This window comes from Streptomyces sennicomposti, assembly GCF_019890635.1.
Taxonomy (GTDB): domain Bacteria; phylum Actinomycetota; class Actinomycetes; order Streptomycetales; family Streptomycetaceae; genus Streptomyces; species Streptomyces sennicomposti.
In genome coordinates, this window is record NZ_JAIOAB010000004.1 from 100,149 (window position 1) to 126,473 (window position 26,325).

The 26,325-nt window shown below is 73.0% G+C and carries 27 protein-coding genes and 1 pseudogene; 14 read left to right on the forward strand and 14 right to left on the reverse strand.

Annotated elements, in window-relative coordinates; translation table 11 throughout:
* Positions 1–343 precede the first annotated feature (343 nt).
* The 3 genes and pseudogenes from K7787_RS03695 to K7787_RS03705 all read left to right on the forward strand — a co-directional run.
* Positions 344–1,411 (forward strand): annotated as a pseudogene (locus tag K7787_RS03695) (type III polyketide synthase); the annotation flags it as partial.
* Positions 1,408–2,673 (forward strand): cytochrome P450, encoded by a 1,266-nt coding sequence (locus K7787_RS03700; protein WP_247720516.1) that lies wholly within the window; start codon positions 1,408–1,410, stop codon positions 2,671–2,673. The pseudogene K7787_RS03695 and the gene K7787_RS03700, both read left to right, overlap by 4 nt.
* A 7-nt stretch (positions 2,674–2,680) precedes the next feature.
* Entirely contained in the window at positions 2,681–3,247 is a 567-nt protein-coding gene (locus K7787_RS03705; protein ID WP_009187385.1) for a cupin domain-containing protein, read from the forward strand.
* Positions 3,248–3,329: 82 nt separating this feature from the next.
* Here K7787_RS03705 and K7787_RS03710 read toward each other — a convergent pair whose 3' ends face one another.
* Positions 3,330–4,556: an acyl-CoA dehydrogenase family protein gene (locus K7787_RS03710; protein WP_009187386.1), complete on the reverse strand. Its 1,227-nt coding sequence runs from the start codon at positions 4,554–4,556 to the stop codon at positions 3,330–3,332.
* A gap of 169 nt (positions 4,557–4,725) precedes the next feature.
* Here K7787_RS03710 and K7787_RS03715 point away from each other — a divergent pair, with 169 nt between their 5' ends.
* Complete coding sequence (locus K7787_RS03715) at positions 4,726–5,370, forward strand: TetR/AcrR family transcriptional regulator (RefSeq protein ID WP_223000482.1); 645 nt, start codon at positions 4,726–4,728, stop codon at positions 5,368–5,370.
* A 266-nt stretch (positions 5,371–5,636) separates the two neighbouring features.
* Here the strand turns inward: K7787_RS03715 and def are convergent, their stop codons facing one another.
* Complete coding sequence (def, locus tag K7787_RS03720) at positions 5,637–6,203, reverse strand: peptide deformylase (RefSeq protein ID WP_223000483.1); 567 nt, start codon at positions 6,201–6,203, stop codon at positions 5,637–5,639.
* A 158-nt stretch (positions 6,204–6,361) separates the two neighbouring features.
* On the opposite strand from def, the gene K7787_RS03725 reads away from it, so the two are divergent.
* The 5 genes from K7787_RS03725 (at position 6,362) to K7787_RS03745 (ending at position 11,129) form a co-directional block, all read left to right on the forward strand.
* On the forward strand, positions 6,362–7,600 hold the full coding sequence (locus K7787_RS03725) for a MurT ligase domain-containing protein (RefSeq protein WP_009187389.1): 1,239 nt from the start codon (positions 6,362–6,364) through the stop codon (positions 7,598–7,600).
* 20 nt (positions 7,601–7,620) lie between these two features.
* Positions 7,621–8,349, forward strand: coding sequence for a type 1 glutamine amidotransferase (locus K7787_RS03730; RefSeq protein ID WP_009187390.1), 729 nt, complete (start codon positions 7,621–7,623; stop codon positions 8,347–8,349).
* A 290-nt stretch (positions 8,350–8,639) separates the two neighbouring features.
* Positions 8,640–9,665 (forward strand): 6-phosphofructokinase, encoded by a 1,026-nt coding sequence (locus K7787_RS03735; protein ID WP_009187391.1) that lies wholly within the window; start codon positions 8,640–8,642, stop codon positions 9,663–9,665.
* A 150-nt stretch (positions 9,666–9,815) separates the two neighbouring features.
* Complete coding sequence (locus K7787_RS03740; protein WP_009187392.1) at positions 9,816–10,766, forward strand: cytochrome c oxidase assembly protein; 951 nt, start codon at positions 9,816–9,818, stop codon at positions 10,764–10,766.
* 192 nt (positions 10,767–10,958) lie between these two features.
* Complete coding sequence (locus tag K7787_RS03745; RefSeq protein WP_043261627.1) at positions 10,959–11,129, forward strand: hypothetical protein; 171 nt, start codon at positions 10,959–10,961, stop codon at positions 11,127–11,129.
* A 54-nt stretch (positions 11,130–11,183) separates the two neighbouring features.
* Here the strand turns inward: K7787_RS03745 and K7787_RS03750 are convergent, their stop codons facing one another.
* The 4 genes from K7787_RS03750 to K7787_RS03765 are packed head-to-tail and all read right to left on the reverse strand — an operon-like array spanning position 11,184 to position 15,266.
* A complete protein-coding gene (locus K7787_RS03750) occupies positions 11,184–12,398 on the reverse strand; it encodes a sensor histidine kinase (RefSeq protein WP_223000484.1) in 1,215 nt (404 codons plus the stop codon).
* Positions 12,395–14,125: a sodium/solute symporter gene (locus tag K7787_RS03755; protein WP_223000485.1), complete on the reverse strand. Its 1,731-nt coding sequence runs from the start codon at positions 14,123–14,125 to the stop codon at positions 12,395–12,397. Before K7787_RS03755 ends, K7787_RS03750 begins: the two co-directional genes overlap by 4 nt.
* A gap of 12 nt (positions 14,126–14,137) precedes the next feature.
* Entirely contained in the window at positions 14,138–14,497 is a 360-nt protein-coding gene (locus K7787_RS03760) for a hypothetical protein (protein ID WP_009187395.1), read from the reverse strand.
* Between the two features lie 13 nt (positions 14,498–14,510).
* On the reverse strand, positions 14,511–15,266 hold the full coding sequence (locus K7787_RS03765) for a LytR/AlgR family response regulator transcription factor (RefSeq protein WP_164388656.1): 756 nt from the start codon (positions 15,264–15,266) through the stop codon (positions 14,511–14,513).
* A gap of 77 nt (positions 15,267–15,343) precedes the next feature.
* On the opposite strand from K7787_RS03765, the gene K7787_RS03770 reads away from it, so the two are divergent.
* The 3 genes from K7787_RS03770 to rocD all read left to right on the forward strand — a co-directional run bounded on the left by K7787_RS03770 (position 15,344) and on the right by rocD (position 18,000).
* Complete coding sequence (locus K7787_RS03770) at positions 15,344–15,829, forward strand: Lrp/AsnC family transcriptional regulator (RefSeq protein WP_009187397.1); 486 nt, start codon at positions 15,344–15,346, stop codon at positions 15,827–15,829.
* A gap of 141 nt (positions 15,830–15,970) precedes the next feature.
* The gene (gene ddaH, locus K7787_RS03775; RefSeq protein ID WP_009187398.1) at positions 15,971–16,783 is read left to right on the forward strand and encodes a dimethylargininase; all 813 of its coding nucleotides are present in this window, start codon (positions 15,971–15,973) and stop codon (positions 16,781–16,783) included.
* Positions 16,780–18,000, forward strand: coding sequence for an ornithine--oxo-acid transaminase (rocD, locus tag K7787_RS03780; RefSeq protein ID WP_223000486.1), 1,221 nt, complete (start codon positions 16,780–16,782; stop codon positions 17,998–18,000). Before ddaH ends, rocD begins: the two co-directional genes overlap by 4 nt.
* 112 nt (positions 18,001–18,112) lie before the next feature.
* Here the strand turns inward: rocD and K7787_RS03785 are convergent, their stop codons facing one another.
* The gene (locus K7787_RS03785; RefSeq protein WP_043260542.1) at positions 18,113–18,532 is read right to left on the reverse strand and encodes a CBS domain-containing protein; all 420 of its coding nucleotides are present in this window, start codon (positions 18,530–18,532) and stop codon (positions 18,113–18,115) included.
* 167 nt (positions 18,533–18,699) lie between these two features.
* Between K7787_RS03785 and K7787_RS03790 the strand changes: the two genes are divergently transcribed.
* Positions 18,700–19,008: a hypothetical protein gene (locus K7787_RS03790; RefSeq protein ID WP_164388654.1), complete on the forward strand. Its 309-nt coding sequence runs from the start codon at positions 18,700–18,702 to the stop codon at positions 19,006–19,008.
* A 60-nt stretch (positions 19,009–19,068) separates the two neighbouring features.
* On the opposite strand, the gene K7787_RS03795 is transcribed toward K7787_RS03790, so the two are convergent.
* From K7787_RS03795 to K7787_RS03810, 4 genes are all read right to left on the reverse strand, one after another.
* Complete coding sequence (locus K7787_RS03795) at positions 19,069–19,581, reverse strand: DUF4396 domain-containing protein (RefSeq protein WP_223000487.1); 513 nt, start codon at positions 19,579–19,581, stop codon at positions 19,069–19,071.
* A gap of 168 nt (positions 19,582–19,749) precedes the next feature.
* Positions 19,750–20,451, reverse strand: coding sequence for a DUF305 domain-containing protein (locus K7787_RS03800; protein WP_223000488.1), 702 nt, complete (start codon positions 20,449–20,451; stop codon positions 19,750–19,752).
* 106 nt (positions 20,452–20,557) lie between these two features.
* Positions 20,558–21,013: a DUF6153 family protein gene (locus K7787_RS03805; protein ID WP_019981521.1), complete on the reverse strand. Its 456-nt coding sequence runs from the start codon at positions 21,011–21,013 to the stop codon at positions 20,558–20,560.
* A 104-nt stretch (positions 21,014–21,117) separates the two neighbouring features.
* Positions 21,118–21,747 (reverse strand): DedA family protein, encoded by a 630-nt coding sequence (locus tag K7787_RS03810; RefSeq protein WP_027757978.1) that lies wholly within the window; start codon positions 21,745–21,747, stop codon positions 21,118–21,120.
* Between the two features lie 161 nt (positions 21,748–21,908).
* Here K7787_RS03810 and K7787_RS03815 point away from each other — a divergent pair, with 161 nt between their 5' ends.
* A complete protein-coding gene (locus tag K7787_RS03815) occupies positions 21,909–22,646 on the forward strand; it encodes a lysophospholipid acyltransferase family protein (RefSeq protein ID WP_223000489.1) in 738 nt (245 codons plus the stop codon).
* Positions 22,647–22,829: 183 nt separating this feature from the next.
* Here the strand turns inward: K7787_RS03815 and K7787_RS03820 are convergent, their stop codons facing one another.
* The 3 genes from K7787_RS03820 to ureG form a co-directional block, all read right to left on the reverse strand.
* Positions 22,830–24,428: an alpha/beta hydrolase gene (locus K7787_RS03820; RefSeq protein WP_223000490.1), complete on the reverse strand. Its 1,599-nt coding sequence runs from the start codon at positions 24,426–24,428 to the stop codon at positions 22,830–22,832.
* 120 nt (positions 24,429–24,548) lie between these two features.
* Positions 24,549–25,487 carry an urease accessory protein UreD gene (locus K7787_RS03825; RefSeq protein ID WP_247720517.1) on the reverse strand — a complete coding sequence of 313 codons (939 nt, stop codon included), beginning with the start codon at positions 25,485–25,487 and terminating at the stop codon, positions 24,549–24,551.
* Positions 25,484–26,167: an urease accessory protein UreG gene (gene ureG / locus K7787_RS03830; RefSeq protein WP_009187408.1), complete on the reverse strand. Its 684-nt coding sequence runs from the start codon at positions 26,165–26,167 to the stop codon at positions 25,484–25,486. Before ureG ends, K7787_RS03825 begins: the two co-directional genes overlap by 4 nt.
* Positions 26,168–26,325 lie beyond the last annotated feature (158 nt).

Here is a 26,325-nt window from a genome sequence, read left to right on the forward strand (position 1 = left end):
GCCCCGCGGACCCGTCGGCGGCCGTTCGGCTGTGTGCGCTCGGCGGCGCGGGAAGCGGGGCCCGGCTCGCCGTGCATCGGCCACCGGTCGGCCGGACCGGACGGCCGCCGTCGGCCGGCCGGTCCGCGCAAGGGCTCTGACCTGCGGTTTCCTCGCGACTGAAGGACCCTCACCGTCCCGCCGCGCGGCCCCGCCGGCCCGCTCCGCGGCCGGACCTCCGTCGCCGGATTGGAGTAGTCCGGCGAGAGATCGTCGCTCTCCCGGGCGAAGGTGGGTGGACCACCCTTCTGGGTGCACAACCCTCTGACCGGGGGGCTACCGGCCTTCCGGAAGGCGAAAGCAGGCACGGCTCATGGCGACTTTGTGCAGACCTTCGGTGTCCGTTCCAGAGCACGTCATCACGATGGAGGAAACGCTCGACCTCGCGCGTTCCCGCCACGCGGACCACCCGCAACTCCCGCTGGCCCTCCGGCTGATCGAGAACACCGGTGTGCGCACCCGGCACATCGTGCAGCCCATCGAAGAGACCTTGAAGCACCCGGGCTTCGAGGCGCGCAACAAGCTCTACGAGCGGGAGGCGAAGTCCCGCGTCCCCGCCGTCATCCAGCGGGCGCTCGACGACGCCGAACTCCTGACCACCGACATCGACGTCATCATCTACGTCTCCTGCACGGGCTTCATGATGCCCTCGCTGACGGCGTGGCTGATCAACGAGATGGCGTTCGACTCGACCACCCGTCAGATACCCATAGCCCAGCTCGGTTGTGCGGCGGGCGGCGCGGCGATCAACCGGGCCCACGACTTCTGCACGGCCTACCCCGACGCCAACGCGCTCATCGTGGCCTGCGAGTTCTGCTCGCTGTGCTACCAGCCGACCGACCTCGGCGTCGGCTCGCTCCTGTCCAACGGGCTGTTCGGCGACGGCATCGCCGCCGCCGTGGTCCGCGGCACCGGCGGCACCGGCGTCCGGCTGGAGCGCAACGGCTCGTACCTGATCCCCAAGACCGAGGACTGGATCGCGTACGACGTCCGGGAGACGGGCTTCCACTTCCTGCTGGACAAGCGGGTGCCCACCACGATGGAGCCGCTCGCCCCGGCCCTCCAGGACCTCGCCGGGATGCACGCGTGGGACGCGTCCGACCTGGACTTCTACGTCATCCACGCGGGCGGCCCGCGGATCCTCGACGACCTCAGCAAGTTCCTGAAGGTCGAACCGCACGCGTTCCGGTTCAGCCGGGCCACGCTCACCGAGTACGGCAACATCGCCAGCGCCGTCGTGCTGGACGCGCTGCGCCGGCTCTTCGACGAGGGCGTGCCCGAGGACGGCGCGCGCGGTCTGCTCGCCGGGTTCGGCCCCGGCATCACCGCGGAGATGTCGCTGGGCAGCTGGCAGAACGGGGGCCGGGCATGAGCGAGAGCGTGCTCACCACGACCTCGACCGACGCGGCCCCGACGGGCACGGCCACGACGTGTCCGGCCACGGGCCTGCCCCCGGTCCGGCACTGGCCGGCCCGCGATCTGACCGGCGTCGACTTCGACCCGGTGCTGGCCGAGCTGATGGAGGAGGGCCCGGTCACCCGGATCGAGCTGCCCAACGGCGAGGGCTGGGCGTGGCTGGTGACCCGCATGGAGGATGTGCGGCTGGTCGCCAACGACCCCCGGTTCAGCCGGGAGGCGGTCATGGACCGGCAGGTCACCCGGCTGGCCCCGCACTTCATCCCGAGCCGGGGCGCGGTCGGCTTCCTGGACCCGCCCGACCACAACCGGCTGCGCCGCTCGGTCGCCCCCGCCTTCACGGCGCGGGGGGTGGAGCGGGTGCGGGACAGCTCCCGGCGGATGCTGGACGAGATGGTCACCGAACTCATCGCGGCCGGCCCGCCCGCCGACCTCACCAGCGCGGTGCTCAGCCCGTTCCCGATCGCGGTGATCTGCGAGCTGATGGGGGTGCCCGCCGCCGACCGGCACGGCATGCACACCTGGACGCAGCTGATCCTGTCCTCCGCGCACGGCGCCGAGGTCAGCGAGCGGGCCAAGGAGGAGATGGGCGCGTACTTCGCGGAGCTGATCGACGCGCGCGCCGACAGCACCGAGGAGGACGTGGCCTCGCTGCTCGGCGCCGCCGTCGGGCGCCGGGAGATCACCCTGGAGGAGGCCGTGGGTCTCGCGGTGCTGCTCCAGATCGGCGGCGAGGCGGTCACCAACAACAGCGGGCAGATGTTCTACCTCCTGCTGACCCGTCCCGAGCTGGCCGACCGGCTGCGCGCGGACCGGGCGATCCGCCCGCAGGCGATCGACGAGCTGCTGCGCTACATCCCGCACCGCAACGCGGTCGGGCTGTCCCGGATCGCGCTGGAGGACGTGGAGATCCAGGGGGTGCGGATCCGGGCGGGCGACGCGGTCTACGTGTCGTACCTGGCCGCCAACCGCGACCCGGAGGTCTTCGCCGACCCGGAGGAGATCGACTTCACGCGCAGTCCCAACCCGCACGTGGCCTTCGGCTTCGGCCCGCACTACTGCCCCGGCGGCCAGCTGGCCCGGATGGAGTCGGAGCTGCTGGTCGACGCCCTCCTGGACCGGCTGCCGGGGCTGCGCCTGTCGGTGCCGCCGGGTCAGGTGCCGTTCAAGAAGGGCGCGTTGATCCGCGGGCCCGAGGCCCTGCCCGTGACCTGGTGAGGTGCCCATGACGACCATCGAGCCACCGATCACCGCGATCGAGGTCCCCCCGGCCACCGGCGCCGACGGGCTGCTCGTGCCACCGGGGCACGGCCGGGTCGTCGAGACGGCCGCGCAGCGCGTGACGTACAAGGTGACCGGCTCGCACTCGCGGGCGGCCTCGACCTTCGAGGTGGAGGTCCCGCCGGGCTTCGACGTCGGCGCCCATGTGCACACGCGCAGCGAGGAGTTGTTCTACGTGCTGGAGGGCGAGCTGGACGTGCTCGCCTTCGAGCCGCGGGTGCGGACCCCGGACAACTGGCAGCGGTGGGAGTCCAGCTCCGGCCGGCGCGTGGTGCGGGCCACTCCGGGCACGGTCATCGTGGTGCCCCCGGGTTGCCCGCACGCGTTCGCCAACCCCACCCAGAGCCCGGCGAAGATGTTCTTCCAGGCCTCCCCGCCGCCGGACCACGAGCGGTACTTCGACGAACTGCTGGAGATCCTCGGCAGCGGCGGCCCGCCGGACCTGGAGGCCATCGAGGCGCTGCGCAAGCGGTACGACATCGAGCAGCTGACGCCGCTCAGGCACCGCTGACGCCCGGCCGGCGGTACGGCCGTGCGCCCCGCCCGTGTCCGACGGGCGGGGCGCACGCGCGTGCGGATCTCCTGGCGGACCGCTAGCGGATCGGCAGGCCCGAGATCGTGCGGGCGATCACCAGCCGCTGGATCTCGCTGGTGCCTTCGAAGATCGTGTAGATGGCGGCGTCGCGGTGCATCCGCTCCACCGGGTACTCGCGGGTGTAGCCGTTGCCGCCGAGGATCTGGATGGCCTGCGCGGTCACCTTCTTGGCGGTCTCGCTGGCGAACAGCTTGGACATCGAGCCCTCGGCGGCGGTGAACGGCTTGCCGTTGATCGCCATCCAGGAGGCCCGCCACACCATCAGACGCGCCGCGTCGACGGAGGTGGCCATGTCGGCGAGCTGGAAGGCGACGCCCTGGTTGTCGATGATCGGCCGGCCGAACTGCTCGCGGGTCCTGGCGTAGTCGAGGGCGACCTCGTAGGCGGCGCGGGCGGTGCCCACGGCCATGGCGCCGACGGCCGGGCGGGACGCCTCGAAGGTGGCCATCGCCGCGTTCTTGACGCGCTCGCCGCCCTTCTTGGCCTTCTCGCGGGCGCGGGCGAGGCGCTCGTCCAGCTTCTCCTTGCCGCCGAGCAGGCAGGAGCCGGGGACGCGCACGTTGTCGAGGATCACCTCGGCGGTGTGCGAGGCGCGGATGCCGTGCTTCTTGAACTTCTGCCCCTGGGAACAGCCCGGCGTGTTCGGCGGGATGATGAAGGAGGCGTGGCCCTTGGAGCCGAGTTCCGGGTCGACGGAGGCGACGACGACGTGGACGTTGGCGATGCCGCCGTTGGTCGCCCACGTCTTGGTGCCGTTGATCACCCACTCGTCCTTGGCCTCGTCGTAGACGGCGCGGGTGCGCATGGAGGCCACGTCGGAGCCGGCGTCGGGCTCGGAGGAGCAGAAGGCGGCGACCTTCACGTCGTTGGCGTCGCCGTACATCTGCGGGATCCAGGTGCCGATCTGCTCCTCGGTGCCGTTGGCGAGGACGCCGACGGCGGCCAGGCCGGTGCCGACGATCGACAGGGCGATACCGGCGTCGCCCCAGAACAGCTCCTCCATGGCCATCGGGATGCCGAGGCCGGTGGAGTCGAAGTACTGCTGGGCGTAGAAGTCCAGGGAGTAGATGCCGACCTTGGCGGCCTCCTGGATGACCGGCCAGGGAGTCTCCTCACGCTCGTCCCATTCGGCGGCCGCGGGCCGGATGACGTCGGCGGCGAAGCCGTGCAGCCAGTCCCGGACCTCCTTCTGTTCGTCGTTGAGCTCCATGGTGAACTCGGCCATGTCCCCTCCAGCGGCGCACAGGCTTGTTACTTGCGGTAACGCTACTGTGTTACCGACGAGTAGGAAAAGTCAAATCACCTAGTCTCGTCAGTAGCCCGTTCGAGGCGCCGAGGCCGGTCAGTGTTAGTTTGCGCAGGCGTCACCGAATCAGCACGGGTGGGGAGAGATCATGGACACCACGCAGCGGACCGATCAGCAGCGGTCCGCCGACCGCCGACGGCGCGAGCTGCTGGAAGCCGCCGACCGGGTGGTGCTGCGCGACGGCCCGCAGGCCTCGATGAACGCCATCGCGGCCGAGGCCGGCATCACCAAGCCGATCCTCTACCGCCACTTCGGCGACAAGGGCGGCCTGTACGCCGCCCTCGCCCAGCGGCACACCGACGCCCTGCTCGACTCGCTGCGGGCGGCGCTGGACGCCCCGGCCGAGCGGCGCGAGCGGGTCGAGTCGACGCTGGAGACCTATCTGGCGGCCATAGAGGCCCGCCCGCAGGTGTACCGGTTCCTGATGCATCCGGCGGAGGGCGGCCAGGGCGGCGACCAGGGCTTCGACGTCGGCAAGCACTCCGCGCCGCTGCTGCGCCGGATGGGCGAGGAGCTGGCGCAGGTGATCGAGGAGCGGCTCGACCTCGGACCGGGCAGCCAGCAGCTGGCCCGGGTCTGGGGCCACGGCATCGTCGGCATGATGCACGCGGCCGGCGACTGGTGGCTGGGCGAGCGCCCGTGCTCGCGCACGGAGCTGGTGTGCAGCCTCGCCGACCTGCTGTGGGGACGCCTCGCGGCGGCCGGCGACAAGGTCGGCGGCCCCGGCTTCTGAGCCCCCGCTCCCCCTCCCCCGGAGCCCCGCCCGACGGGCCGGACCCGCGTCCGCGCCCCGGCGGCCTTGACCCTGCGACCTCGCTCCCAAGGCGCTCACGCCCTGCGGCCTCTCTCCCGAGGTGCCCGCTCCCGGCGACCTGGCTCCCGAGATGCCCGCTCCCGGCTCAGCCTCGGCCTCCCGCCGTCGGCGGCCCTGCGGCGGCTCGCCGGACCCGCGGGCCCGGCGGAGGTTCAGCCCGACCGGACCGATTCCGGCATCTCACTTCACACGTGCTCAATTCCGGCGGCACGGCCCCGGTTCCACGGCGCCCGCGCCGCCTGTCGGAGCACCTTGCGCCGGCGCCATCCCGTGAGATGGTCCACATACAGGCGGCCGTCCAGATGGTCGCACTCGTGCTGGAGGCATCGGGCGAAGAAGCCGGTGCCCTCCACGGTGACCGGCTCCCCGGCGACCGTGAACCCCTCGACGACCGCGCGGTCGTGGCGCTCGACGCCCGCCTCCAGGCCGGGCAGGGACAGACAGCCCTCCGGGCCGCGGAAGAGCAGTCCGTCGGCGGCCACCAGCCGCGGGTTCACCAGGTGCCCCAGGTGCCGTACGTCCTCGTCGTCCGGGCAGTCGTAGACGAACACCCTGAGGTCGAGGCCCACCTGGTTCGCGGCCAGTCCGACGCCCCGGGCGGCGTACATCGTCGCGAACAAGTCCTCCACCAGCGCGGCCAGTTCGGGGCCGAATTCGGTGACCTCGCGGCAGGGCGCCGCCAGGGCCGCGTCGCCGAGGAGGGTGAGGGGCCGCACGCGCCCGCGGGCGCCCGGGATCGAGCCGTTTCGCATGGCGGCAAGGGTACGGTCCTGGTGAACGCGCGAAGGGCGCGCGGGCGCCGCGACCGTGCCGGGGTTCGGGAGCACGATCGGATCTCGATAGGCTGAGGTCCACACCACGTTGCCGGATGGCTCAGGCGCGGCGCGTACGCAAGGAGGATCGAGAACTGATGGCAGGCAACTCGGACCCGCTCACGCCGCGGGCCAAGCTGGCCGTGACCGCGGGCAAGGCGGTCGCGGCGGCATCGCGCGCCGCGGGGCGCGGCAGCGGTTCGGTGATCGGGGGCCGGGTGGCGCTCAAGCTCGATCCCGACCTGCTGGCCCGGCTCGCGCAGAACCTGGACGTCGTCCTGGTGTCGGCGACCAACGGCAAGACGACCACGACCCGGCTCATCGCGGAGGCGCTGCGGGCGGCCGGACCGGTGGTCTCCAACGCGCTCGGCGCGAACATGCCGGCGGGCATCACCTCGGCGCTGGCGGGCGGCTCGGACGCCAAGTTCGCGGTGATAGAGGTCGACGAGAAGTACCTCGCGGGCGTCGCCCGGGACACCGACCCCAAGTGCATCGCGCTGCTCAACCTCTCCCGCGACCAGTTGGACCGGGCCGCCGAGACCCGGATGCTCGCCGAGAACTGGCGCGAGGGCCTGGCCGGCTGCAAGGCCGTGGTGGTCGCCAACTGCGACGACCCGCTGGTCGTGTGGGCCGCGTCCTCCTCCCCCAACGTCATCTGGGTGGCGGCCGGGCAGATGTGGAAGGACGACGCCTGGTCGTGCCCGTCGTGCGGCGGCGTGATGCAGCGCCCCGGCGACGACTGGTACTGCAACGAGTGCGGTTTCCGCCGGCCCACCCCGAGCTGGGCCCTGTCCGGCGACCACGTGCTGGACCCGCACGGCTCGGCCTGGCCGATCCACCTCCAGCTGCCGGGCCGCGCCAACAAGGCCAACGCCGCCTCGTCCGCGGCCGTCGCCGCCGTCTTCGGGGTGCCGCCGCAGGTCGCCCTGGAGCGGATGTACCAGGTGCAGGCGGTGGCGGGCCGCTACGACGTGGTGCAGTTCATGAACCGCGACCTCAGGCTGCTGCTGGCGAAGAACCCGGCCGGCTGGCTGGAGACGTTCTCGCTGATCGACCCGCCGCCGGCCCCGGTGATCCTGTCGGTGAACGCGCGCGGCGCCGACGGCACCGACACCTCGTGGCTGTGGGACGTGGACTACACCCGGCTGACCGGCCACCCCCTCTTCGTGATCGGCGACCGCAAGCTGGACCTCGCGGTGCGGCTGGAGGTCGCGAACCAGCACTTCCAGGTCTGCGAGAACCTCGACCAGGCGGTGCAGCAGGCGCCGCCCGGCCGGATCGAGGTCATCGCCAACTACACCGCGTTCCAGGACCTGCGCCGCCGCGTCGGCAACTGACCACGAAGGACGATCACTTCATGAGCGACAACCAACTGCGGCTGGTGTGGATCTACCCGGACCTGCTCAGCACCTACGGCGACCAGGGCAACGCGCTCGTCGTGGAGCGCCGGGCCCGGCAGCGCGGCCTGGACGTGGCCCGGCTGGACGTGCGCAGCGACCAGCCGATCCCGACCTCCGGCGACATCTACCTGATCGGCGGCGGCGAGGACCGGCCGCAGCGGCTGGCGGCGGAGCGGCTGCGCCGCGACGGGCACCTGTACCAGGCCGTGCAGAACGGCGCGATCGTCTTCTCGGTCTGCGCCGGCTACCAGATCCTCGGCCACGAGTTCGTCAACGACCTCGGCCAGCGCGAGCCGGGTCTCGGCCTGCTCGACGTGGTGTCGGTGCGCGGTGAGGGCGAGCGCTGCGTGGGCGACGTGCTCGGGGACATCGACCCGCGGCTCGGGCTGCCGCCGCTGACCGGGTTCGAGAACCACCAGGGCGTCACCCACCTCGGCCCCACCGCCCGCCCGTTCGCCCAGGTCCGCATCGGCAGGGGCAACGGCACGGGCGACGGCACGGAGGGCGCGTACAACGACACCGTGTTCGGCACGTACATGCACGGGCCCGTGCTCGCCCGCAACCCGCAGATCGCGGACCTGCTGCTGAAGCTGGCGCTGGACGTCAACGCGCTGCCGCCGATCGACGACCACTGGTACGAGGCGCTCCGCGACGAGCGCATCGCGGCGGCGCAGCAGCCCGCGTGACCGGCGTCCCGCCGCGCGGCGGCCCGTCCGGGCGGTGACCCGGCGGCGATCCGCGCAGCAGGAAACGGTTCTTCTCCACGGCCCTCCCGGCCCGGTCCCGACCGTGCGTACACCGGCCCGTCAGCATGCGGCAACCAGCCCGTCTGACGGGCCGTACGCACAGGTGAGCGGCCCCGTCCAGCAGGCGGACGCATGCTGCGGCCCTCCCCCCTGCTGCCGTTAGGGTGGCGGGGATCGAGCCGGACAGCGCGGTCCGGTCCCGTGCCCATGTGGAGAAGGTTGTTCGGGCTATGCGCATTGGTGTCCTCACGTCCGGCGGCGACTGCCCCGGTCTGAACGCCGTCATCCGGTCCGTCGTGCACCGTGCGGTCGCCGACCACGGCGACGAGGTCATCGGCTTCCGGGACGGCTGGAAGGGCCTTCTGGAGTGCGACTACCTCAAGCTCGACCTCGACGCCGTCGGCGGCATCCTGGCCCGCGGCGGCACCATCCTCGGCTCCTCCCGGGTCCGCCCCGAGCATCTGCGCGACGGCGTGGAGCGGGCCAAGGGGCATGTGCGGGAGCTGGGGCTCGACGCGATCATCCCGATCGGCGGTGAGGGCACGCTCAAGGCGGCCCGGCTGCTGTCGGACAACGGCCTGCCCATCGTGGGCGTGCCGAAGACCATCGACAACGACATCGCCGTCACCGACGTCACCTTCGGCTTCGACACCGCCGTGACCGTCGCCACCGAGGCGCTGGACCGGCTGAAGACCACCGCCGAGTCGCACCAGCGGATGCTGATCGTGGAGGTCATGGGCCGCCACACCGGCTGGATCGCGCTCCAGTCCGGCATGGCGGCCGGCGCGCACGCCGTGGTCGTGCCCGAGCGGCCCTTCGACATCGAGGAGCTGGCGCGGAAGGTCGGCGAGCGCTTCGAGGCCGGCAAGCGGTTCGCGATCGTCGTCGCCGCGGAGGGCGCCAAGCCGCTGCCCGGCACCATGGACTTCGACGAGGGCGGCAAGGACGTCTACGGCCACGAGCGGTTCGCCGGCATCGCCCGGCAGCTCTCCATCGAGCTGGAGGAGCGCCTCGGCAAGGAGGCCCGGCCGGTCATCCTCGGGCACGTCCAGCGCGGCGGCACCCCGACGGCGTACGACCGGGTGCTGGCGACCCGGTTCGGCTGGCACGCGGTGGAGGCGGTGCACCGCGGGGAGTTCGGCCGGATGACCGCGCTGCGGGGCACCGACATCGTGATGGTGTCGCTGGCCGAGGCCGTGGAGACCCTGAAGACGGTCCCCGCGGACCGGTACGCCGAGGCGGAGTGCGTGCTGTAGGACACGTGCGGGCCCGAGCCGCCCCCGGTCGCGAGCGCGGCCGGGGGCGGTTCTAGTCTGGGTGCGGACAGACAGCTGGGGACAGACGGCTGCGGATGCGCACAGCTGTGGTTCAACAGCGCACAACCCCCACGAATCAGGAGCCGGCGGATGGATCACAGCGGGCACGGCATGACCATGGATCTGCCGCCGTTCACGCTGGGACGCGGCCTCGAGTGGTCCACGGACCCGTTCTTCCTCGTCGCCTGCCTGCTCGGGCTCGCCCTGTACGGGTGGGGCGTGGTGCGGCTGCGGCGCCGCGGCGACTCCTGGCCGGTGGGCCGGACCGTCGCGTACGTCGTCGGTGTGCTGACCGTGCTGCTGACGATGTGCACCGGGCTGAACGACTACGGCATGGTCATGTTCAGCGTGCACATGGTGCAGCACATGGTGATCAGCATGCTGTCGCCGATCCTGATCCTGCTGGGCGCGCCGGTCACCCTGGCGCTGCGGGCGCTGCCGGTGGCGGGGCGGGGCCGCAAGGGTCCGCGCGAGCTGCTGCTGGCCCTGCTGCACAGCCGCTACATGCGGATCGTGACGCACCCGGCGTTCACCATCCCGATGTTCATCGCGAGCCTGTACGCGCTCTACTTCACGCCGCTGTTCGACTTCCTGATGGGGTCGCGGGCGGGGCACATCGCGATGATGGTGCACTTCCTCGCGGTCGGTGTGGCGTTCTTCTGGCCGATCATGGGCGTGGACCCGGGGCCGCACCGGCCGGGCTATCTGATGCGGATGCTGGAGCTGTTCGCGGGCATGCCGTTCCACGCGTTCTTCGGCATCGCGCTGATGATGGGCTCCACCCCGATGGTGAAGACCTTCGAGAACCCGCCCGCCTCGCTCGGCATCGACGCCCTGTCCGACCAGAGCGCGGCCGGCGGCATCGCCTGGGCGTTCAGCGAGGTGCCCTCGGTGCTGGTGCTGCTGGCGCTGCTGTTCCAGTGGTACCGCTCCGAGCAGCGGCAGGCCAAGCGCACGGACCGGGCCGCGGACCGCGACGGCGACAAGGAGCTGGCGGCGTACAACGCCTATCTGGCGTCGCTCAACGCGCGCGGGAACTGACCTCCCCGCGCCCCGGCCCTCCCGCGCGCCTGCGCCGCCCCCGCCCCGCCCCGCCCCGCGCCCGCGCCTCTCCGGCCGCGCGTCCGCGCCGCGCCGCCCCGCGCCCCCGCGCTCCGTTCGCGCACTTGTGGCGCCCCGGAGGTGAAACGAGGGCACCATGGAGGGGAGGCGGACGTGAGGAGGGGTGTCGTGATGCCCGGTTCGACGGACGGTTCCACGAGAGCCATGGGGGCGCTCACGGTGGGCGCCCTGGTGGTGGTGTCGGCCTATTCGGTGGCGATGGGCGCCAACGGGTGGCTGTGGTTCGGGTGGGTCGTGCTGGGGCTGGTGACGCTGGGCATGGTGGTCACCCACGGCTCCTGAGGCGGGCCGGACGCGCGCGGTTCCCCGGGCCGTCGGTCACGGTCGTCCGGCCGCTCAGTCGCCCGTGAGGTTCCCGAGCCGGCCGGCCGAGTGGACGCCGGGCTGGTACTTGGGCAGCCGGACGGTGATCTTCATCCCGGCGCCGGGCGCGGTCTCCAGGACCAGGCCGTGGTCGTCGCCGTACACCTGGCGCAGCCGGTCGTCGACGTTGGACAGGCCGATGCCGCCGGAGGGGCTGTCCTCGCCGGCCAGGATGCGGTGCAACAGCCGCGGGTCCATGCCGGCGCCGTCGTCCTCGATGACGACCAGGGCCTCGGCGCCCGCGTCCCGTGCGGTGATGCGGATGCGGCAGGTGCCGGCCTTGCCCTCCAGACCGTGCTTGACGGCGTTCTCCACCAGCGGCTGCAGGCACAGGAACGGCAGGGCGACCGGCAGCACCTCGGGGGCGATCTGCAGCGTCACCGCGAGCCGGTCGCCGAAGCGGGCCCGCACCAGCGCCAGGTAGTGCTCGATGGCGTGCAGTTCGTCGGCGAGCGTGGTGAAGTCGCCGTGCCGGCGGAACGAGTAGCGGGTGAAGTCGGCGAACTCCAGCAGCAGCTCGCGGGCGCGCTCGGGGTCGGTGCGCACGAACGAGGCGATCACGGCGAGCGAGTTGTAGACGAAGTGCGGCGAGATCTGGGCGCGCAGGGCCTTGATCTCGGCCTCGATCAGCCGGGTGCGGGAGCGGTCGAGGTCGGCGAGTTCCAGCTGGACGGAGACGAACCGGGCGACCTCGGCGGCGGCGCGTACCAGGACGGCGGACTCGCCCGGCGCGCAGGCCACCAGGGCGCCGTGCACGCGGTCGTCCACGGTGAGCGGGGCGACGACCGCCCAGCGCACCGGGCAGTCGGGGGTGGCGCAGTCGAGGCGGAAGGCCTCGCCGCGCCCGGTGTCCAGGGGCCCGGCGAGGCGTTCCATGATCGCGTCGCGGTGGTGGGCGCCGACGCCGTCCCAGGCCAGGACGCGCCGGTCGTCGGTGAGGCAGAGGGCGTCGGTGCCGAGCAGGGTGCGCAGCCGCGGGGCCGACTTGCCGGCGGTCTCCTCGGTGAGTCCGGCGCGCAGCGGGGGCGCGGCGAGGGAGGCGGTGTGCAGGGTGCGGAAGGTGGCGTGCTCGACGGGGGTGCCGAGGCCGCCGAGGCCCGGCGGGCGGGCGGTGCGCCGGCCGAGCCAGAACCCGGCGGCCAGCAGCGGCAGCACGGCGACGCACAGTCCGGCGAGGAATCCGCTCATGCCTTCGCCTCCGCGCCGAGTTCCTCGGGCAGGTGGAACCGGGCCAGGACGGCCGCCGTCCCGGCGGGGACCCTGCCGGGGGTGGCGAGGGAGACCAGCACCATGGTGAGGAAGCCGAGGGGCACCGACCACAGGGCGGGCCAGGCGAGCAGCGCGTGCAGCGGTCCGCTCCCCGCGAGGCCGGCCATCGTCGCGGTGACGGCGACGAGCGCGGCGCCGCCGCCCACGAGCATGCCGGCGGCCGCGCCGGGCGGGGTGAGCCGCCGCCACCAGATGCCGAGGACGAGCAGCGGGCAGAAGGAGGAGGCGGAGACGGCGAAGGCGAGGCCGACCGCGTCGGCGACGGGCAGCGAGCCGACCAGGACGCTCGCGGCCAGCGGCACGGCCATCGCGAGCGCGGTGCCGAGCCGGAAGTGCCGTACGCCGCGTGCGGGCAGGTGGCCGCGCGAGGGCAGCACGTCCTGGGTGAGCACTCCGGCCACCGCCATGGTGAGGCCGGAGGCGGTGGACAGGAACGCGGCGAAGGCGCCGCCGGCGACGAGCGCGCCCAGCAGGTCGCCGCCGAGGCCGCCGAGCACGCGGTCGGGCAGCAGCAGGACGGCGGCGTCGGCGTTGCCGGTGAGGGTCAGCTCGGGGGCGTAGAGGCGGCCGAGGGCGCCGTAGAGGGGCGGCAGCAGGTAGAAGGCGCCGAGCAGGCCGAGGACGGCGACGGTGGTGCGGCGGGCGGCGACGCCGTGCGGGCTGGTGTAGAAGCGGACGACGACGTGGGGCAGGCCCATGGTGCCGAGGAAGGTGGCGAGGATCAGGCCGTAGGTGGCGTACAGCGGGCGTTCCTCGCGGCCGGTGGCGAGCGAGGCGGACATGCCGCCGGTGCCGGGGCGGCCGGCCTCGGGGACGGTGGTGCCGGCGGCGAAGGTGAGGCGGGTGCCGCGTTCGACGTGGTGGGGGCCGGCGGGCAGGGTGACCGGACGGTCGTGCAGGGCGCGGCCGTCGACGGCGCCGCTGACGGTGACGGTCAGCGGGCGCTCCAGCCGCAGGTCGAGGGTGGAGTCGACGCGGACGGTGCGCTGTTCGCGGAAGGCGGCCGGTTCGGCGAAGGCGCGCCGGGGCGCGCCGTCGTGCTGCCAGGCGACGGCGAGGAAGAGGACGGGGACCAGCAGGGCGGTCAGTTTCAGCCAGTACTGGAAGGCCTGGACGAAGGTGATGCTGCGCATGCCGCCGGCGGCGACCGTGGCGACCACGACGACGGCGACGATGACCCCGCCGAGCGCGGCGGGCGCCCCGGTGAGCACGGCGAGGGTCAGTCCGGCGCCCTGGAGCTGGGGCAGCAGGTAGAGCCAGCCGACGCCGACGACGAAGCCGCCCGCGAGCCGGCGCACGCCCTGGGAGGCGAGCCGGGCCTCGGCGAAGTCGGGCAGCGTGTAGGCGCCGGAGCGGCGCAGCGGGGCGGCGACGAACAGCAGCAGGACGAGGTAGCCGGCGGTGTAGCCGACCGGGTACCAGAGCATGTCGGGGCCCTGGACGAGGACCAGTCCGGCGATGCCGAGGAAGGAGGCGGCGGAGAGGTACTCGCCGCTGATGGCGGCGGCGTTCAGGCGCGGGCCGACGGTGCGGGAGGCGACGTAGAAGTCGGAGGTGGTGCGGGAGATGCGCAGGCCGAACGCGCCGACGAGGACGGTGGCGACGACGACGAGGGCGACGGCGGGGACGGTGTAGGCGGAGTTCACGTGCGGGCGGCCTCAGCGGTCCTCGACGAGCCGGACGAAGTCGCGTTCGTTGCGTTCGGCGCGGCGCACGTACCAGCGGGCGAGCAGGACGAGGGGGGCGTAGAGGCAGAAGCCGAGGACCGCCCACTTCAGGCGGCGGGCCTCGGGGGCGGCGGCGAAGACCAGCGGCAGCGGGCCGACGAGCAGCACGAGGACCGCGAACACCGCGAGGGCGGTGCGCAGTTGGCTGCGCATGAGGGAGCGGACGTAGGTGTGGCCGAGGGTGGTCTGCTCGTCGATCTCGGTGCGCGGCCGGTAGTGGCCCGGGGCCCGGCGGGTGCGGCGGGGCGGCCCGGTGACGACGACCCGGCGTTCGCCGGCGTCCTGCGGCATGGCGTACGTCCCCCTAGCGCGCGGTGCCGCGCATCAGCAGGTCCCGCAGCTCGCGTGCGTGGCGGCGGCTGACCTGGAGTTCCTCGCCGCCGACCAGCACGCTCACCGAGCCGGCGTCCAGGCGGAGTTCGCCGATGTGGCGCAGGGCGACCAGATGGCGGCGGTGGATGCGGACGAAGCCGCGCCCGCGCCAGCGTTCCTCCAGGGTGGACAGCGGGATGCGGACGAGGTGGGCGCCCTGGGGGGTGTGCAGACGGGCGTAGTCGCCGCGGGCCTCGACGTGGGTGATGTCGTCCACGGCGACGAACCGGGTGACGCCGCCGAGTTCGACGGGCAGGTGGTCCGGGTCGCCTTCGCTCACCGGTATCCGGGGCGCGGCGGCGCGCAGCTGGTCGGCGCGGCGCACGGCCTCGGCCAGGCGTTCGCGGCGGACGGGTTTGAGCACGTAGTCGACGGCCTTGAGGTCGAAGGCCTGCACGGCGAAGTCCTCGTGGGCGGTGACGAACACGATCAGCGGCGGGGCGGCGAAGCCGGTGAGCAGCCGGGCCAGGTCGAGGCCGTCGAGGCCGGGCATCTGGATGTCGAGGAAGACGACGTCGACGGCGTCGGGTCCGTCCGGGCCGCTCTCGAGCGCCCGGTTGATGCGGCGCAGCGCCTCGGTGGCGTCGCCGGCCCCTTCGGCGGCGGCGATGCGGGGGTCGGCGTTGAGCAGGTAGAGCAGTTCCTCGAGCGAGGGGCGTTCGTCGTCGACGGCGAGGGCGCGCAGCATGAACGTGGAGTGTAGGGGTCAGAGCGCGGCCTGGACATGTGCCGGGCACGGGCGTTCGCGCTGGATACAGTGCCGACATGAACAGCAGGCCCGCGCCGTTCGACGACCTCGACCGGAAGATCCTCACCGCCCTGATGGCGAACGCCCGTACGAGTTTCGCGGAGATCGGGGCGGGCGTCGGGCTGTCGGCGACGGCCGTGAAGCGGCGGGTGGACCGGCTGCGCGAGGCGGGCGTGATCACCGGGTTCACGGCCACGGTGAAGCCGTCGGCGATGGGCTGGCGCACGGAGGCGTACGTCGAGGTGTACTGCGAGGGCGCGGCGCCGCCGAGGCGGCTGGCGGAGGTGGTGCGCAACCATCCGGAGATCACGGCGGCGATGACGGTGACCGGCGGCGCGGACGCGCTGCTGCATGTGCGGGCGCGGGACGTGGAGCACTTCGAGGAGGTGCTGGAGCGGATCCGCACGGAGCCGTTCATCCGCAAGACGATCAGCGTGATGGTGCTCTCCCATCTGCTGCCGGACAGTCCGGAGGCCGGTGCCAGCCATCCCGCGCCGCAGTGACGCAACGCTCGTGCGCGGGAGCGGGTGAAGACGCAGCGATGCTGCACGGACACGCAGGGTTCGTTTCTTGTCGTCCGTGACGGCCGCTTCCTACCTTGGTGTCACCCCTCAGTCGACACCCGGAAGCGGAGGAACCCCTCTGTGTCCACACCGCGTGTGCCGCGCCGGCGGCGCTTCCTCGTCTGCGAACCCAGACACTTCGCCGTGCAGTACGCGATCAACCCCTGGATGCGTCCGGACCGTCCCGTGGACGTCCCACTCGCCCAGGCCCAGTGGCGGGCGCTGATCGACGCCTACCGCGCCCACGGTCACACCGTCCAGACCGTGGAACCCGTGCCCGGCCTGCCGGACATGGTCTTCGCCGCCAACGCGGCCGTCGTCGTCGGCGGGCGCGTCTTCGGCTCCCTGTTCAAGGCGCCCGAACGGCGCCCGGAGTCGGCGCCCTACGACACCTGGTTCAAGTCGGCCGGCTTCGACGTCTATCGCCCCGAGTCGGTGTGCGAGGGCGAGGGCGACTTCGTCCCGGCGGGCCGCTGGGTGCTGGCCGGCACCGGCTTCCGCACCACCCGGGAGGCCCATCGCGAGGCACAGGAATTCCTGGGCGTCCCGGTGATCGGCCTGACCCTGGTGGACCCGTACTTCTACCACCTGGACACGGCGCTGTTCGTCCTCGACGACGAGAACATCGCCTACTACCCGGAGGCCTTCTCGCCCGGCAGCCGCGAGGTGCTGGCCCGGCTCTACCCGGACGCGGTGATCGCCACCCGCGAGGACGCGATGGCCTTCGGGCTGAACTCCGTCTCCGACGGCCGCCACGTGTTCGTCTCCCCCGGTGCGACGGCGCTCGCCGAGCAACTGGCGCACCATGGATATCTGCCCGTCCCCGTCGACCTGTCCGAGTTCCACAAGGCGGGCGGCGGCATCAAGTGCTGCACCCAGGAGATCCGCTCATGACCGCACCCGCACGCGCCCGCACCTCCGACGAGCTGATCCGCGCCGAGGAGCCGGTGCTCGCGCACAACTATCACCCGCTGCCGGTGGTCGTCGCCCACGCGGAGGGCGCCTGGGTGGAGGACGTGGAGGGCCGCCGCTACCTGGACATGCTGGCCGGCTACTCGGCGCTGAACTTCGGCCACCGCCACCCCGCGCTGATCGAGGCGGCGTACCGCCAGCTCGACCGGCTCACCCTCACCTCGCGCGCCTTCCACAACGACAAGCTCGCCGGCTTCGCCGAGCGGCTGGCGCGGCTGACCGGCCAGGACATGGTGCTGCCGATGAACACCGGCGCGGAGGCGGTGGAGAGCGGCATCAAGGTCGCCCGCAAGTGGGCGTACGAGGTCAAGGGGGTGCCCGCCGACCGGGCGACGATCGTGGTCGCGGCGGACAACTTCCACGGCCGTACGACGACGATCGTCAGCTTCTCGACCGACGAGACGGCGCGGTCCGGGTTCGGGCCGTTCACGCCGGGCTTCCGGATCGTGCCCTACAACGACCTGGCGGCCCTGGAGGCCGCGATCGACGAGACGACGGCGGCGGTGCTGATCGAGCCCGTCCAGGGCGAGGCCGGCGTGATCGTCCCGGACGACGGCTATCTGACCGGGGTGCGGGAGCTGACCCGCCGGGCGGGCTGCCTCTTCGTCGCGGACGAGATCCAGTCGGGCCTCGGCCGCACCGGGCGCACCCTCGCCGTCGAGCACGAGAACGTCGTCCCGGACGTGGTGCTGCTCGGCAAGGCGCTGGGCGGCGGCATCGTGCCGGTGTCCGCGGTGGTCGGCAGCCGTGAGGCGCTCGGCGTGCTGCGGCCGGGCGAGCACGGCTCGACGTTCGGCGGCAACCCGCTGGCCGCCGCCGTCGGCACGGCGGTGGTCGAGCTGCTGGAGACCGGCGAGTTCCAGCGCCGGGCCGCCGAGCTGGGGGCCGTGCTGCGCGAGGGGCTGACCGATCTGGTCGGCCGGGGCGTGGTCGGGTTCCGCTCGCGCGGGCTGTGGGCGGGCGTCGACGTGGACCCGGCCATCGGCACCGGCCGGGAGATCAGCGAGCGTCTGATGCGCGAGGGCATCCTCGCCAAGGACACCCACGGCTCCACGATCCGCCTGGCCCCGCCGCTGACGATCACGGAGACCGAACTGCGCTCGGCCCTCGGCACGTTGGCGAAGGTGCTCGCCGCCTGAGCACCGGCCGCACCGGGGCCGCGAGAGCGGTGGCCCGGTACGCCGGCCGGGAGTGACCCGGTACGCCGGCCGGGGGCGTCCCGACGCGGGGCGCCCCCTTCGACGTGCCGGCCTACTGGTTGGACCTGGCCGCGCTGATGTCCCCGAGCGCCGAGTCGGGGTCCCGCTCGATGGCCAGGTCCCCGATGGAGAGGATGCCCACAGCGTGTCCGTGGTCGACGACCGGGACCCGGCGCACGGAGTGCTCGCGCATCAGCCGTACCGCCTGGTCGACGTCCTCGTCGGGGGTGATGGTGACGATGTCGCCGCTGCACGCCGAGGCCACGGTGCGCTGCTCCTGGTCGCCGCCCTCGGCGAGCGAACGCACCACCAGGTCGCGGTCGCTGACCAGGCCGCGCAGCTCGTCGCCCTCGGTCACCAGGACGATGCCGATGTCCTCGTCGCGCATCTTCTGGGCGACCGCCGTCACCGAGGTCTGGGGCTCCACCGTCACCAGTCGGCTGGTCATGATGTCGCGTACGTGCTGAGCCATGGCGCCTCCCTTCGTCAGGTCATGCGGTGCCGTTCACCGCGTGGCCCGACGCCGGGTACCCGGGCCGGGCCACGCCGCACCCGATATCCGGAAGGGAACGTTCCGTTCGCCCGGCCGGATGCGGGTACCCGGCGGCGAGACGGCACTTCCTGAGGAGATGAACTTCCATGCTGCTCATCGGCCTGCTGCTCCTCGCGGCCACCGCCGCGTTCGTCGTTCTGGCCATCGCGGGCAACATGTCCGGCGGGCCCGGTTACCCGGTGTCGGTGCTGGGCAACCACATCGCCACCATGAGCCCTCTCGCCCTCTTCAGCGCCGGACTCGCCCTCGCCCTGATCTTCTGTCTGGGGATGCTGCTCTTCCTGGGCACCGCGAACCACCGCCGGCGCAGCCACAAGGTGGCGCGGAACTACGGCCGGACGGGCGGCAGCACGATGGACGACACGACGCGCCCGGACGACCGGCGCTACCCCTGACTACCGGTCCCGCCCGGTCGGCCCCGGCCTCTTCCGGCCGGGGCTGCGGGAAGCCTTCGGTCAGTGGTAGGCGTGCACCACCGCGTGGCCCTTGCCCCGGCCGATCATCCACCGGTTGACCGGAGTGGTCAGCACGAAGGCCAGGGCGAGGGAGAGCACCAGCGACACCCAGAACAGGGCGTCGGAGAGTCCCGCGTCCATCGCGCCCGGGACGCCCACCATCACCGTGTTGTCGATCAGTTCCATCACCGCGATGGACACCGTGTCGGCGGCGAGGGCGACCTTGAGGGCCTGCCGCAGGGGGACCCCGGCGCGCAGCACTCCGCGCATGGTCAGCGCGTAGCCGAAGACGAAGGCCAGCGCGATCGAGACGACGACCGTGGCCGCGTTGTGCAGTCCGGCGGCCGCGCCCACGACCATGCCGAGCACCTCGCCGATCGCACAGCCGGTCAGGCAGTGCAACGTGGCCTGCGCGGCCGTGCGCCAGGAGGCGCCCGCCGGTGCGTGATGGTGTCCCTCGTGACGAGGTCCCTCGTGGTGGTGCGCCCCGTGATCGTGTGCCGGGTGTGTCATCGTCATCCTCCCCTTGCCGATGAGGTCTCTCCGGACGCAACAAGGTACCCCCTGGGGGTATTCCGGGCCAGGGTGTCAAGGCGGCGGAGCCCCTCCGGGGCAGCCCGGTCGTACGGCTGCCCCGGAGGGTGCGGCGGGAAGGGGACGGAGCGGGAGGGGGCGGTGGGACTACCGCTCGCCGAGCATCTTCCTCATGCCGGCGATCTCGGCCGACTGCGAGACGACGATCGACTTCGCCAGTGCCGTGGCCGGTCCGTAGGCCCCCTTGGCCTGCTCGGTGCGCGCCATGTCGAGCGCGCCCTCGTGGTGGCCGATCATCATCCGCAGGAACGCCCGGTCGAAGACGTCGCCGGACATCTTCTCCAGCCCGCTCATCTCGGCGTCCGACATCATGCCGGGCATCGCGGGCATCGCGGGCATCGACGCGGCGGAGTGGCCCGAGCCCGAGTGGTCCATGCCCGGCATGTCCGCCGTCCCGGAGGCGTCGGCCTCGGGGACGCTCGCGCCCCAGGCCTTCAGCCAGCCGGTCATGGTGGCGATCTCCGGGTCCTGGGCTTTCTCGATCCGCGCGGCGAGGTCCTTGACCTGCTGCGACCTCGCCCGGGTGGGCGCGAGGCCGGCCATCGCGACGGCCTGGCGGTGGTGCGGGATCATCTGCTGCGCGAAGGTGACGTCCTGCGCGTTGTGGCCGGTGCGCCCGGCGGAGGGGGCGGCACTGGCGGTCGTGCCGTGGCCCGAGTGGGCCGATCGGCTCGGGGGCGTGGAGTCGCCGCCGCAGGCGGTCAGCACGAGCGCGGCGGTCGTCGCCGCGGCCAGCGCGGCGCTGCGGCGGAGAAGGGAACGGCGAAGCGGGGAACGGCGGATGGCCATGAGTGGGATTGCTCCTTGTGCGGCCCGCGTGCGGGCACGCGGGGACGACGGATCATGAGACGGGACCGGAGCACGTCACCCCTGGTGGGGCGGCGTGCGGGCGTCTCTAGATCCGCAGGAGCTGGAGTTCGGCCAGATCGGGCGGCGCCCGTCCGCCGGCCGGTTCGGCCGCCGGACCGGTGCGGGCCACGGCCGGCGCCGGGGCGGTGAGGCCCGGCGCGGGCAGCGGCGCGGGCGGCGCGTACGACGCGGAGGTTCCGGCCGCCGCGCAGGTGCCGCCGGCGTGCGTCATCGCCGTACCGCCGGAGTCCGACGCGCCGGACGACGGCCGGCAGGTCTCGTCCCGAAGCATCGGCGCACGGCCGGCGCCGGCCGGGTGGCGCATGGGCGCGGTGGCGTGGCCGGAGGCGGCCAGGGCCGTCATCGCGCCGTGTTCGCCCGAGGCGGGCATCCCTGCGGGCGACAACGCGTGCATCGCGAACACCCCGGCCAGCACGGCCAGGACGAGCAGCGCCCGTCCGGCGCGGCTCGTCGCGGAGCGGATGCGGGCGCCGGACGACACGCGCCCATCGTACGGAGTGCGCCGCGCCGTCCTTCGGACACCCCCGCGCGCGTCCCCGGACTCCCCCGGTGACACGTCCCGCTCTCCCCGGTGGCACCGGGCGGTCAGGACTCCTGCCGCCGACGCCGCCGTCGCAGCAGATGCCGGGCCACCAGCGCGGCGACGAGGACGCCGAGCCCGGTGAGCACGTACACCTCGTACCGGCTGATGGTGTCGTAGACGGCGCCGATGTTGCTGCCGGCGAAGTAGGCGAGGGTCACCCACATGCCCACCCACAGCGCCGCGCCGAGCGCGTTGAAGGCCAGGAAGCGCAGCCAGTGCATCCCGGTGGTGCCGGCGATGATGCCGTTGGCCTGGCGCAGTCCCTCGACGAAGCGGGCCACGGTGACGACCTTGCCGCCGTGCCGGGTGAAGAAGCGCTCGGCCGACGCGAACCGCTCCGGCGTCAGGAAGACGTACTTCCCCCAGCGGTGCACGAACGCGCGGCCCCCGAAGTGGCCGATCAGATAGCCGATGTTGTCGCCGATCACGGCGGCGGCGAACGCGATCAGCCCCACCGCCACGACGTTCAGCTCGCCCGCCCCCGCGTACACGCCCGCCGCGATCAGGATCGTCTCGCCGGGCGCGGGGATGCCGAAGTCCTCGACGAAGACGACGCCGCCGACGGCCCAGTAGCCGTAGTGGGCGAGCAGCGGTGCCAGGTGCTCCAGCGGACCCGGAAGCGGAGGGGCCATGGTCACCACCGTACGTCGCCGGGTGCGCGGGTTCCGGCAGCCGCCGCGCGCCCGGTTCCGCGCGCCCCGGCCCGCCCTTACACTTGCACCCCGCAACACAGAGGTTGACCTGCGAGAACGCGGCAGTCGGGCGGACCCCGCGCGAGTGAGGAGCGACCCTCTTGTTCTACTACTTGCTCAAATACGTCCTGCTGGGGCCGCTGCTGCGGGTCGTCTTCCGGCCCCGGATCGAAGGACTGGAGCATGTGCCGGCGTCCGGTCCGGCCATCGTCGCGGGCAACCATCTCTCGTTCTCGGACCACTTCCTGATGCCCGCGATCCTCAGACGGCGCATCACCTTCCTGGCGAAGGCGGAGTACTTCACGGGTCCCGGCCTCAAGGGCAGGCTCACCGCGGCCTTCTTCCGCAGCGCCGGGCAGATCCCGGTCGACCGGTCCGGCAAGGAGGCGGGCCGGGCCGCGATCCGGGAGGGGCTCGGGGTGCTGCGCCGGGGCGAACTCCTCGGCATCTATCCCGAGGGCACGCGCTCGCCCGACGGCCGGCTCTACAAGGGCAAGGTCGGGGTCGCGGTGATGGCGATCGAGGCGGGGGTGCCGGTCGTGCCGTGCGCGATGATCGGCACGTTCGAGGCGCAGCCGCCGGGCCGGGTCGTGCCGCGCATCAGGCCGGTGGTGATCCGCTTCGGCGAGCCCCTGGACTTCTCCCGGTTCGCCGGGATGACGGAGCAGAAGGCGGTCCTGCGCGCCGTCACGGACGAGATCATGTACGCGATCCTGTCGCTGTCGGGGCAGGAGTACGTCGACCGGTACGCGGCCGTGGCCAAGGCCGAGCGGCCGGACCGGGAGGCCGCGGCGAAGGCCGAACGGAGACGCGGACTCCCGCGCCCGCCGCGGGGGTGACGCCACCGCGGTGCGGCTCGTCCGGTGCGCACCGCCCGTCCGGTGCGCACCGCTCGCACGCCGGACACGGCTCGTACGGCCGGATACGTGTCGTGCCCGGACACGGCTCCTGCCCGGACACGCCGAAGGGGCGGCCGGAGTCACCGGCCGCCCCTCGGCGGACGCGCGTCGCGGCGGGTGCCGTTACGGCTTCGGCGTGACGTGCGGGGCGCAGGTCACGTCCGCGCGGTCCACCTTGCCGCTGAGCAGATAGGCGTCGACCCGCTCGTTGATGCACGGGTTGACCAGACCGGTGACGCCGTGGGAGCCGGCGTCCTTCTCGGTGATCAGACGCGAGCCCTTGAAGCGCTGGTGCAGTTCGACGGCGCCCTCGTAGGGGGTGGCCGCGTCCCGCGTGGACTGCACGATCAGCACCGGCGGCAGGCCCTTGCCGGTCTTGACGTTCACCGGGGTCTGCTGTTTGACCGGCCAGGTGGCGCAGGGCAGGTTCATCCAGGCGTTGGCCCAGGTCATGAACGGGTACTTGGCGTTCAGCCGCGTGTTGTCCCGGTCCCACTTGTTCCAGCTGGTGGGCCACTTGGCGTCGGTGCACTCGACGGCCGTGTAGACGGCGTTGCCGTTCTCCGAGGAGATGTTGCCCGCGGTGTCGGACATGTCCGGGGCGGCGGCGTCGACGAGGGCCTGGGTGTCGCCGGCGAAGTACTTGCTGAACACCGTGGCGACCGGGACCCACGAGGAGTCGTAGTACGGGGCGCTCTGGAAGAAGGAGAGCAGCTCGGCCGGGCCGACCACGCCGCCGATCGGGTTCTTCTTCGCGGCGGCGCGCAGCTGGAGCCACTTGGCCTGGACGGCGGCGCGGGTGGTGCCCAGGTGGAAGGCGGCGTCGTTCTTGGCGACCCAGTCCTCCCAGTCCTGCCAGCGGCCGTCGAAGGCGATGTCCTGGTTGAGGTTGGCCTCGTACCAGATGTTGTCGCGGTCCGGGTTGACGACGCTGTCCACGATCATCCGGCGGACGTGGCCCGGGAACAGGGTGCCGTAGACGGCGCCGAGGTAGGTGCCGTAGGAGACGCCGAGGTAGTTGATCTTCTTCTCGCCGAGCGCGGCCCGGATGACGTCCAGGTCACGGGCGGTGTTCGGGGTCGTCATCTGCTGGAGCATCGCCTTGCCGGTGCGCTCCAGGCAGCCGTCGGCGTACTCGCGGGCCAGCTTGCGCTGGGCGCGCTTGTCGGCCTCGGAGTCCGGGACCGGGTCCATCTTGGGCGCCTTGACGAACTCCTGCGGGTCGATGCAGGAGATCGGCGTGGAGTGGCCGACGCCGCGCGGGTCGAAGCCGACGAAGTCGTAGGCCTTGGCGACGTTGGTCCACAGGGGGTTCTTGGCCGTGACGCGGGTCGGGAAGCGCAGGCCCGAGCCGCCCGGACCGCCCGGGTTGTAGACGAGGGCGCCCTGGCGCTCCTGCTTCGTGCCGGTGTTGCCGATGCGGTCGACGGCGAGCTTGATCTGCTTGCCGTAGGGGTGGGCGTAGTCGAGCGGCACCGAGACGTAGCCGCACTGGATGGGCTTGGCGAGCCCCCAGTCGGCGGGACAGTCCTGCCAGTCGATGCCGGCCTTGGCGGCGCGGTCCGCGGCGACGGCGGCGCCGCGGGCCTCGCGGTCCTGGCCGTGGCGGCTGTCCGCACTGGCCGCGGGGGCCGCCACGGCGCCCGCTATCAGGGTCGCCGTGACGAGCGCGCCGGCCGAACCGAGCGCCAGGACCCGGTTCTTCGGTCTGATGTCCCTCAAGTGGGACCTCCCCGTACATCGTTGCGAATGGGTACGGGGATCCTTCCGGCTGTGAGGTGGCTGAGAACAGGGGTCGTTGACCTTCTTTGCCAATCCGATAACCGGCGCGGCGTGTTCCGCTCAGCGGAGATCCCCCGGCGGCCCGGCGCAGGCCCTGTCCAGCTCGGTCAGCGCCTCGTCCAGCAGGCGGCGCAGCCGCAGCGCGTCGGGGGCGACCGCGCTGACCAGAGCGGCCGGTCCGGCCAGCGGGACCAGGGCGGCGCCCTCGCCCAGAACGCGCGCCGCGACCGGGGCGCGGGCGAACTCGGGCCGTACGAGGACGAGTTGCCCCATGGCGCGGTGGCCCGCCAGGACCGCGGGTCCGTCCCAGCCGCCCGGTGCGCCCGGACCGCAGGCCAACTCCTGGTCCAGCACGGTCCGTCCGCCGATCCGGACGGCAAGACGGCTGGTGAGCCTGCCGGGTTGCTCGGCGGCGCGGCCCAGCACCTGTTCCTCGCGCAGGACGAGCCGGGCGGTGGGGGCCAGGTCGGCGCGCGTGGTGACATACAGGTCGCTGCCGTGGGCGGAGATCAACTGCTCGGGCAGCCAGTGCAGTTCGCCGCCGTCGGCGACGGTGAGCCGGACGTCGTAGCGGGCCGGGCCCGGCACCTGGCCGGGCAGGGCGATGGTGGCCGCCGCCGATCCGATCCGCAGCCGGGCCCCGGCCTCCACGCGCGCGTCCACGGTGAGGCGGTCGCCGCCGAGGGGGCCGCTCATCGCGCCGACCAGCAGGACCCGCGCCTCGGCGCCGCTTCCCCGGGTGCGGCGCGGCGCGAGCGGCCCCTCGCCCGCCAGCACGGGCAGGGCGGTGCCGCCCCGGCCGTCGTGGCGGGCGACGATCCGCGCGGTGGCGCGGACCCCCGCGGAGGTGGTCGGCTGGGGGGCGTCGGCCGCGGGGGCCGCCCGCACGGCGGTCGTGGTGGCCGCCCGCGCGGCGCTCGCCGCCTCCGGGGGCAGCGTCGCAGTCGGTGAAGTGGCCGGTGCGACCGCTGCGGCCTGGGGGCTCGCGGCCGTCGTCATGCCTGCGCCGTCCACGCCGCGTGCCGCTGCCGTACCCAGCCGGCGACCTCCGCGACCCCGCTCTCGCCGCGCAACGACTGGAACACGACCGGCAGTTCGCCGCGGGCGGCCTTGGCGTCGGCGGCCATCCGCGCCAGGTCGGAGCCGACGTACGGCGCGAGGTCGGTCTTGTTGACGACGAGCAGGTCGGCGGTGGTGACGCCGGGGCCGCCCTTGCGCGGGATGTCGTCGCCGCCGGCCACGTCGATCACGAAGATCTGCGCGTCCACAAGTCCCTTGGAGAAGGTCGCGGTGAGGTTGTCCCCGCCGGACTCCAGGAGGATCAGGTCCAGCGGTCCGACCGCGTCCTCCAGGTCCTCGACCGCCTCCAGGTTGGCGGAGATGTCGTCCCGGATCGCCGTGTGCGGGCAGGCGCCCGTCTCCACGGCGGTGATCCGCTCGGGCGGCAGCACCGCCTCGCGCAGCAGGAACTCGGCGTCCTCGCGCGTGTAGATGTCGTTGGTGACGACGGCGAGCGACAGTTCGTCGCGCAGCGCCCGGCACAGGGCGGCGACGGTCGCGGTCTTCCCGGACCCGACGGGCCCGCCGAGACCGATCCGGACGGCCCGGCGGGTGCCGTCGGGCCGGTGCGCGTCGGCGCTCACGGCGGGGGTGGCGGGGTGGGAGTGATCGAGATGCATGACACGGCTCCAGTGGTCGGCCCGGAGGGGCCCGGCGCTCTGTCCGGCCCGTCGGCGGACGGGACGGAGGGCGGCGGCCGGGCTCCGGGGTACGGAGGGGGCACAGGCCCGGGGTCGGAAGGAAGAGGGACGGCGGGCGCACGTCCCCGGGACGAGGA

Excerpts from the sequence above, each read along its gene's own strand:
- K7787_RS03825 (WP_247720517.1), bottom strand. The coding sequence starts at position 25,487 with ATGACGACGGCCGCGAGCCCCCAGGCCGCAGCGGTCGCACCGGCCACT.
- K7787_RS03785 (WP_043260542.1), bottom strand. The coding sequence starts at position 18,532 with ATGGCTCAGCACGTACGCGACATCATGACCAGCCGACTGGTGACGGTG.
- K7787_RS03765 (WP_164388656.1), bottom strand. The coding sequence starts at position 15,266 with ATGCTGCGCGCCCTCGCCGTCGACGACGAACGCCCCTCGCTCGAGGAA.
- K7787_RS03730 (WP_009187390.1), top strand. The coding sequence starts at position 7,621 with ATGAGCGACAACCAACTGCGGCTGGTGTGGATCTACCCGGACCTGCTC.
- def (WP_223000483.1), bottom strand. The coding sequence starts at position 6,203 with ATGCGAAACGGCTCGATCCCGGGCGCCCGCGGGCGCGTGCGGCCCCTC.
- K7787_RS03725 (WP_009187389.1), top strand. The coding sequence starts at position 6,362 with ATGGCAGGCAACTCGGACCCGCTCACGCCGCGGGCCAAGCTGGCCGTG.
- K7787_RS03740 (WP_009187392.1), top strand. The coding sequence starts at position 9,816 with ATGGATCACAGCGGGCACGGCATGACCATGGATCTGCCGCCGTTCACG.
- K7787_RS03700 (WP_247720516.1), top strand. The coding sequence starts at position 1,408 with ATGAGCGAGAGCGTGCTCACCACGACCTCGACCGACGCGGCCCCGACG.
- K7787_RS03770 (WP_009187397.1), top strand. The coding sequence starts at position 15,344 with ATGAACAGCAGGCCCGCGCCGTTCGACGACCTCGACCGGAAGATCCTC.
- K7787_RS03735 (WP_009187391.1), top strand. The coding sequence starts at position 8,640 with ATGCGCATTGGTGTCCTCACGTCCGGCGGCGACTGCCCCGGTCTGAAC.
- K7787_RS03795 (WP_223000487.1), bottom strand. The coding sequence starts at position 19,581 with ATGACACACCCGGCACACGATCACGGGGCGCACCACCACGAGGGACCT.
- K7787_RS03760 (WP_009187395.1), bottom strand. The coding sequence starts at position 14,497 with ATGCCGCAGGACGCCGGCGAACGCCGGGTCGTCGTCACCGGGCCGCCC.
- K7787_RS03745 (WP_043261627.1), top strand. The coding sequence starts at position 10,959 with ATGCCCGGTTCGACGGACGGTTCCACGAGAGCCATGGGGGCGCTCACG.
- K7787_RS03715 (WP_223000482.1), top strand. The coding sequence starts at position 4,726 with ATGGACACCACGCAGCGGACCGATCAGCAGCGGTCCGCCGACCGCCGA.
- K7787_RS03750 (WP_223000484.1), bottom strand. The coding sequence starts at position 12,398 with ATGAGCGGATTCCTCGCCGGACTGTGCGTCGCCGTGCTGCCGCTGCTG.
- K7787_RS03800 (WP_223000488.1), bottom strand. The coding sequence starts at position 20,451 with ATGGCCATCCGCCGTTCCCCGCTTCGCCGTTCCCTTCTCCGCCGCAGC.
- K7787_RS03810 (WP_027757978.1), bottom strand. The coding sequence starts at position 21,747 with ATGGCCCCTCCGCTTCCGGGTCCGCTGGAGCACCTGGCACCGCTGCTC.
- K7787_RS03705 (WP_009187385.1), top strand. The coding sequence starts at position 2,681 with ATGACGACCATCGAGCCACCGATCACCGCGATCGAGGTCCCCCCGGCC.
- rocD (WP_223000486.1), top strand. The coding sequence starts at position 16,780 with ATGACCGCACCCGCACGCGCCCGCACCTCCGACGAGCTGATCCGCGCC.
- K7787_RS03710 (WP_009187386.1), bottom strand. The coding sequence starts at position 4,556 with ATGGCCGAGTTCACCATGGAGCTCAACGACGAACAGAAGGAGGTCCGG.
- K7787_RS03790 (WP_164388654.1), top strand. The coding sequence starts at position 18,700 with ATGCTGCTCATCGGCCTGCTGCTCCTCGCGGCCACCGCCGCGTTCGTC.
- ureG (WP_009187408.1), bottom strand. The coding sequence starts at position 26,167 with ATGCATCTCGATCACTCCCACCCCGCCACCCCCGCCGTGAGCGCCGAC.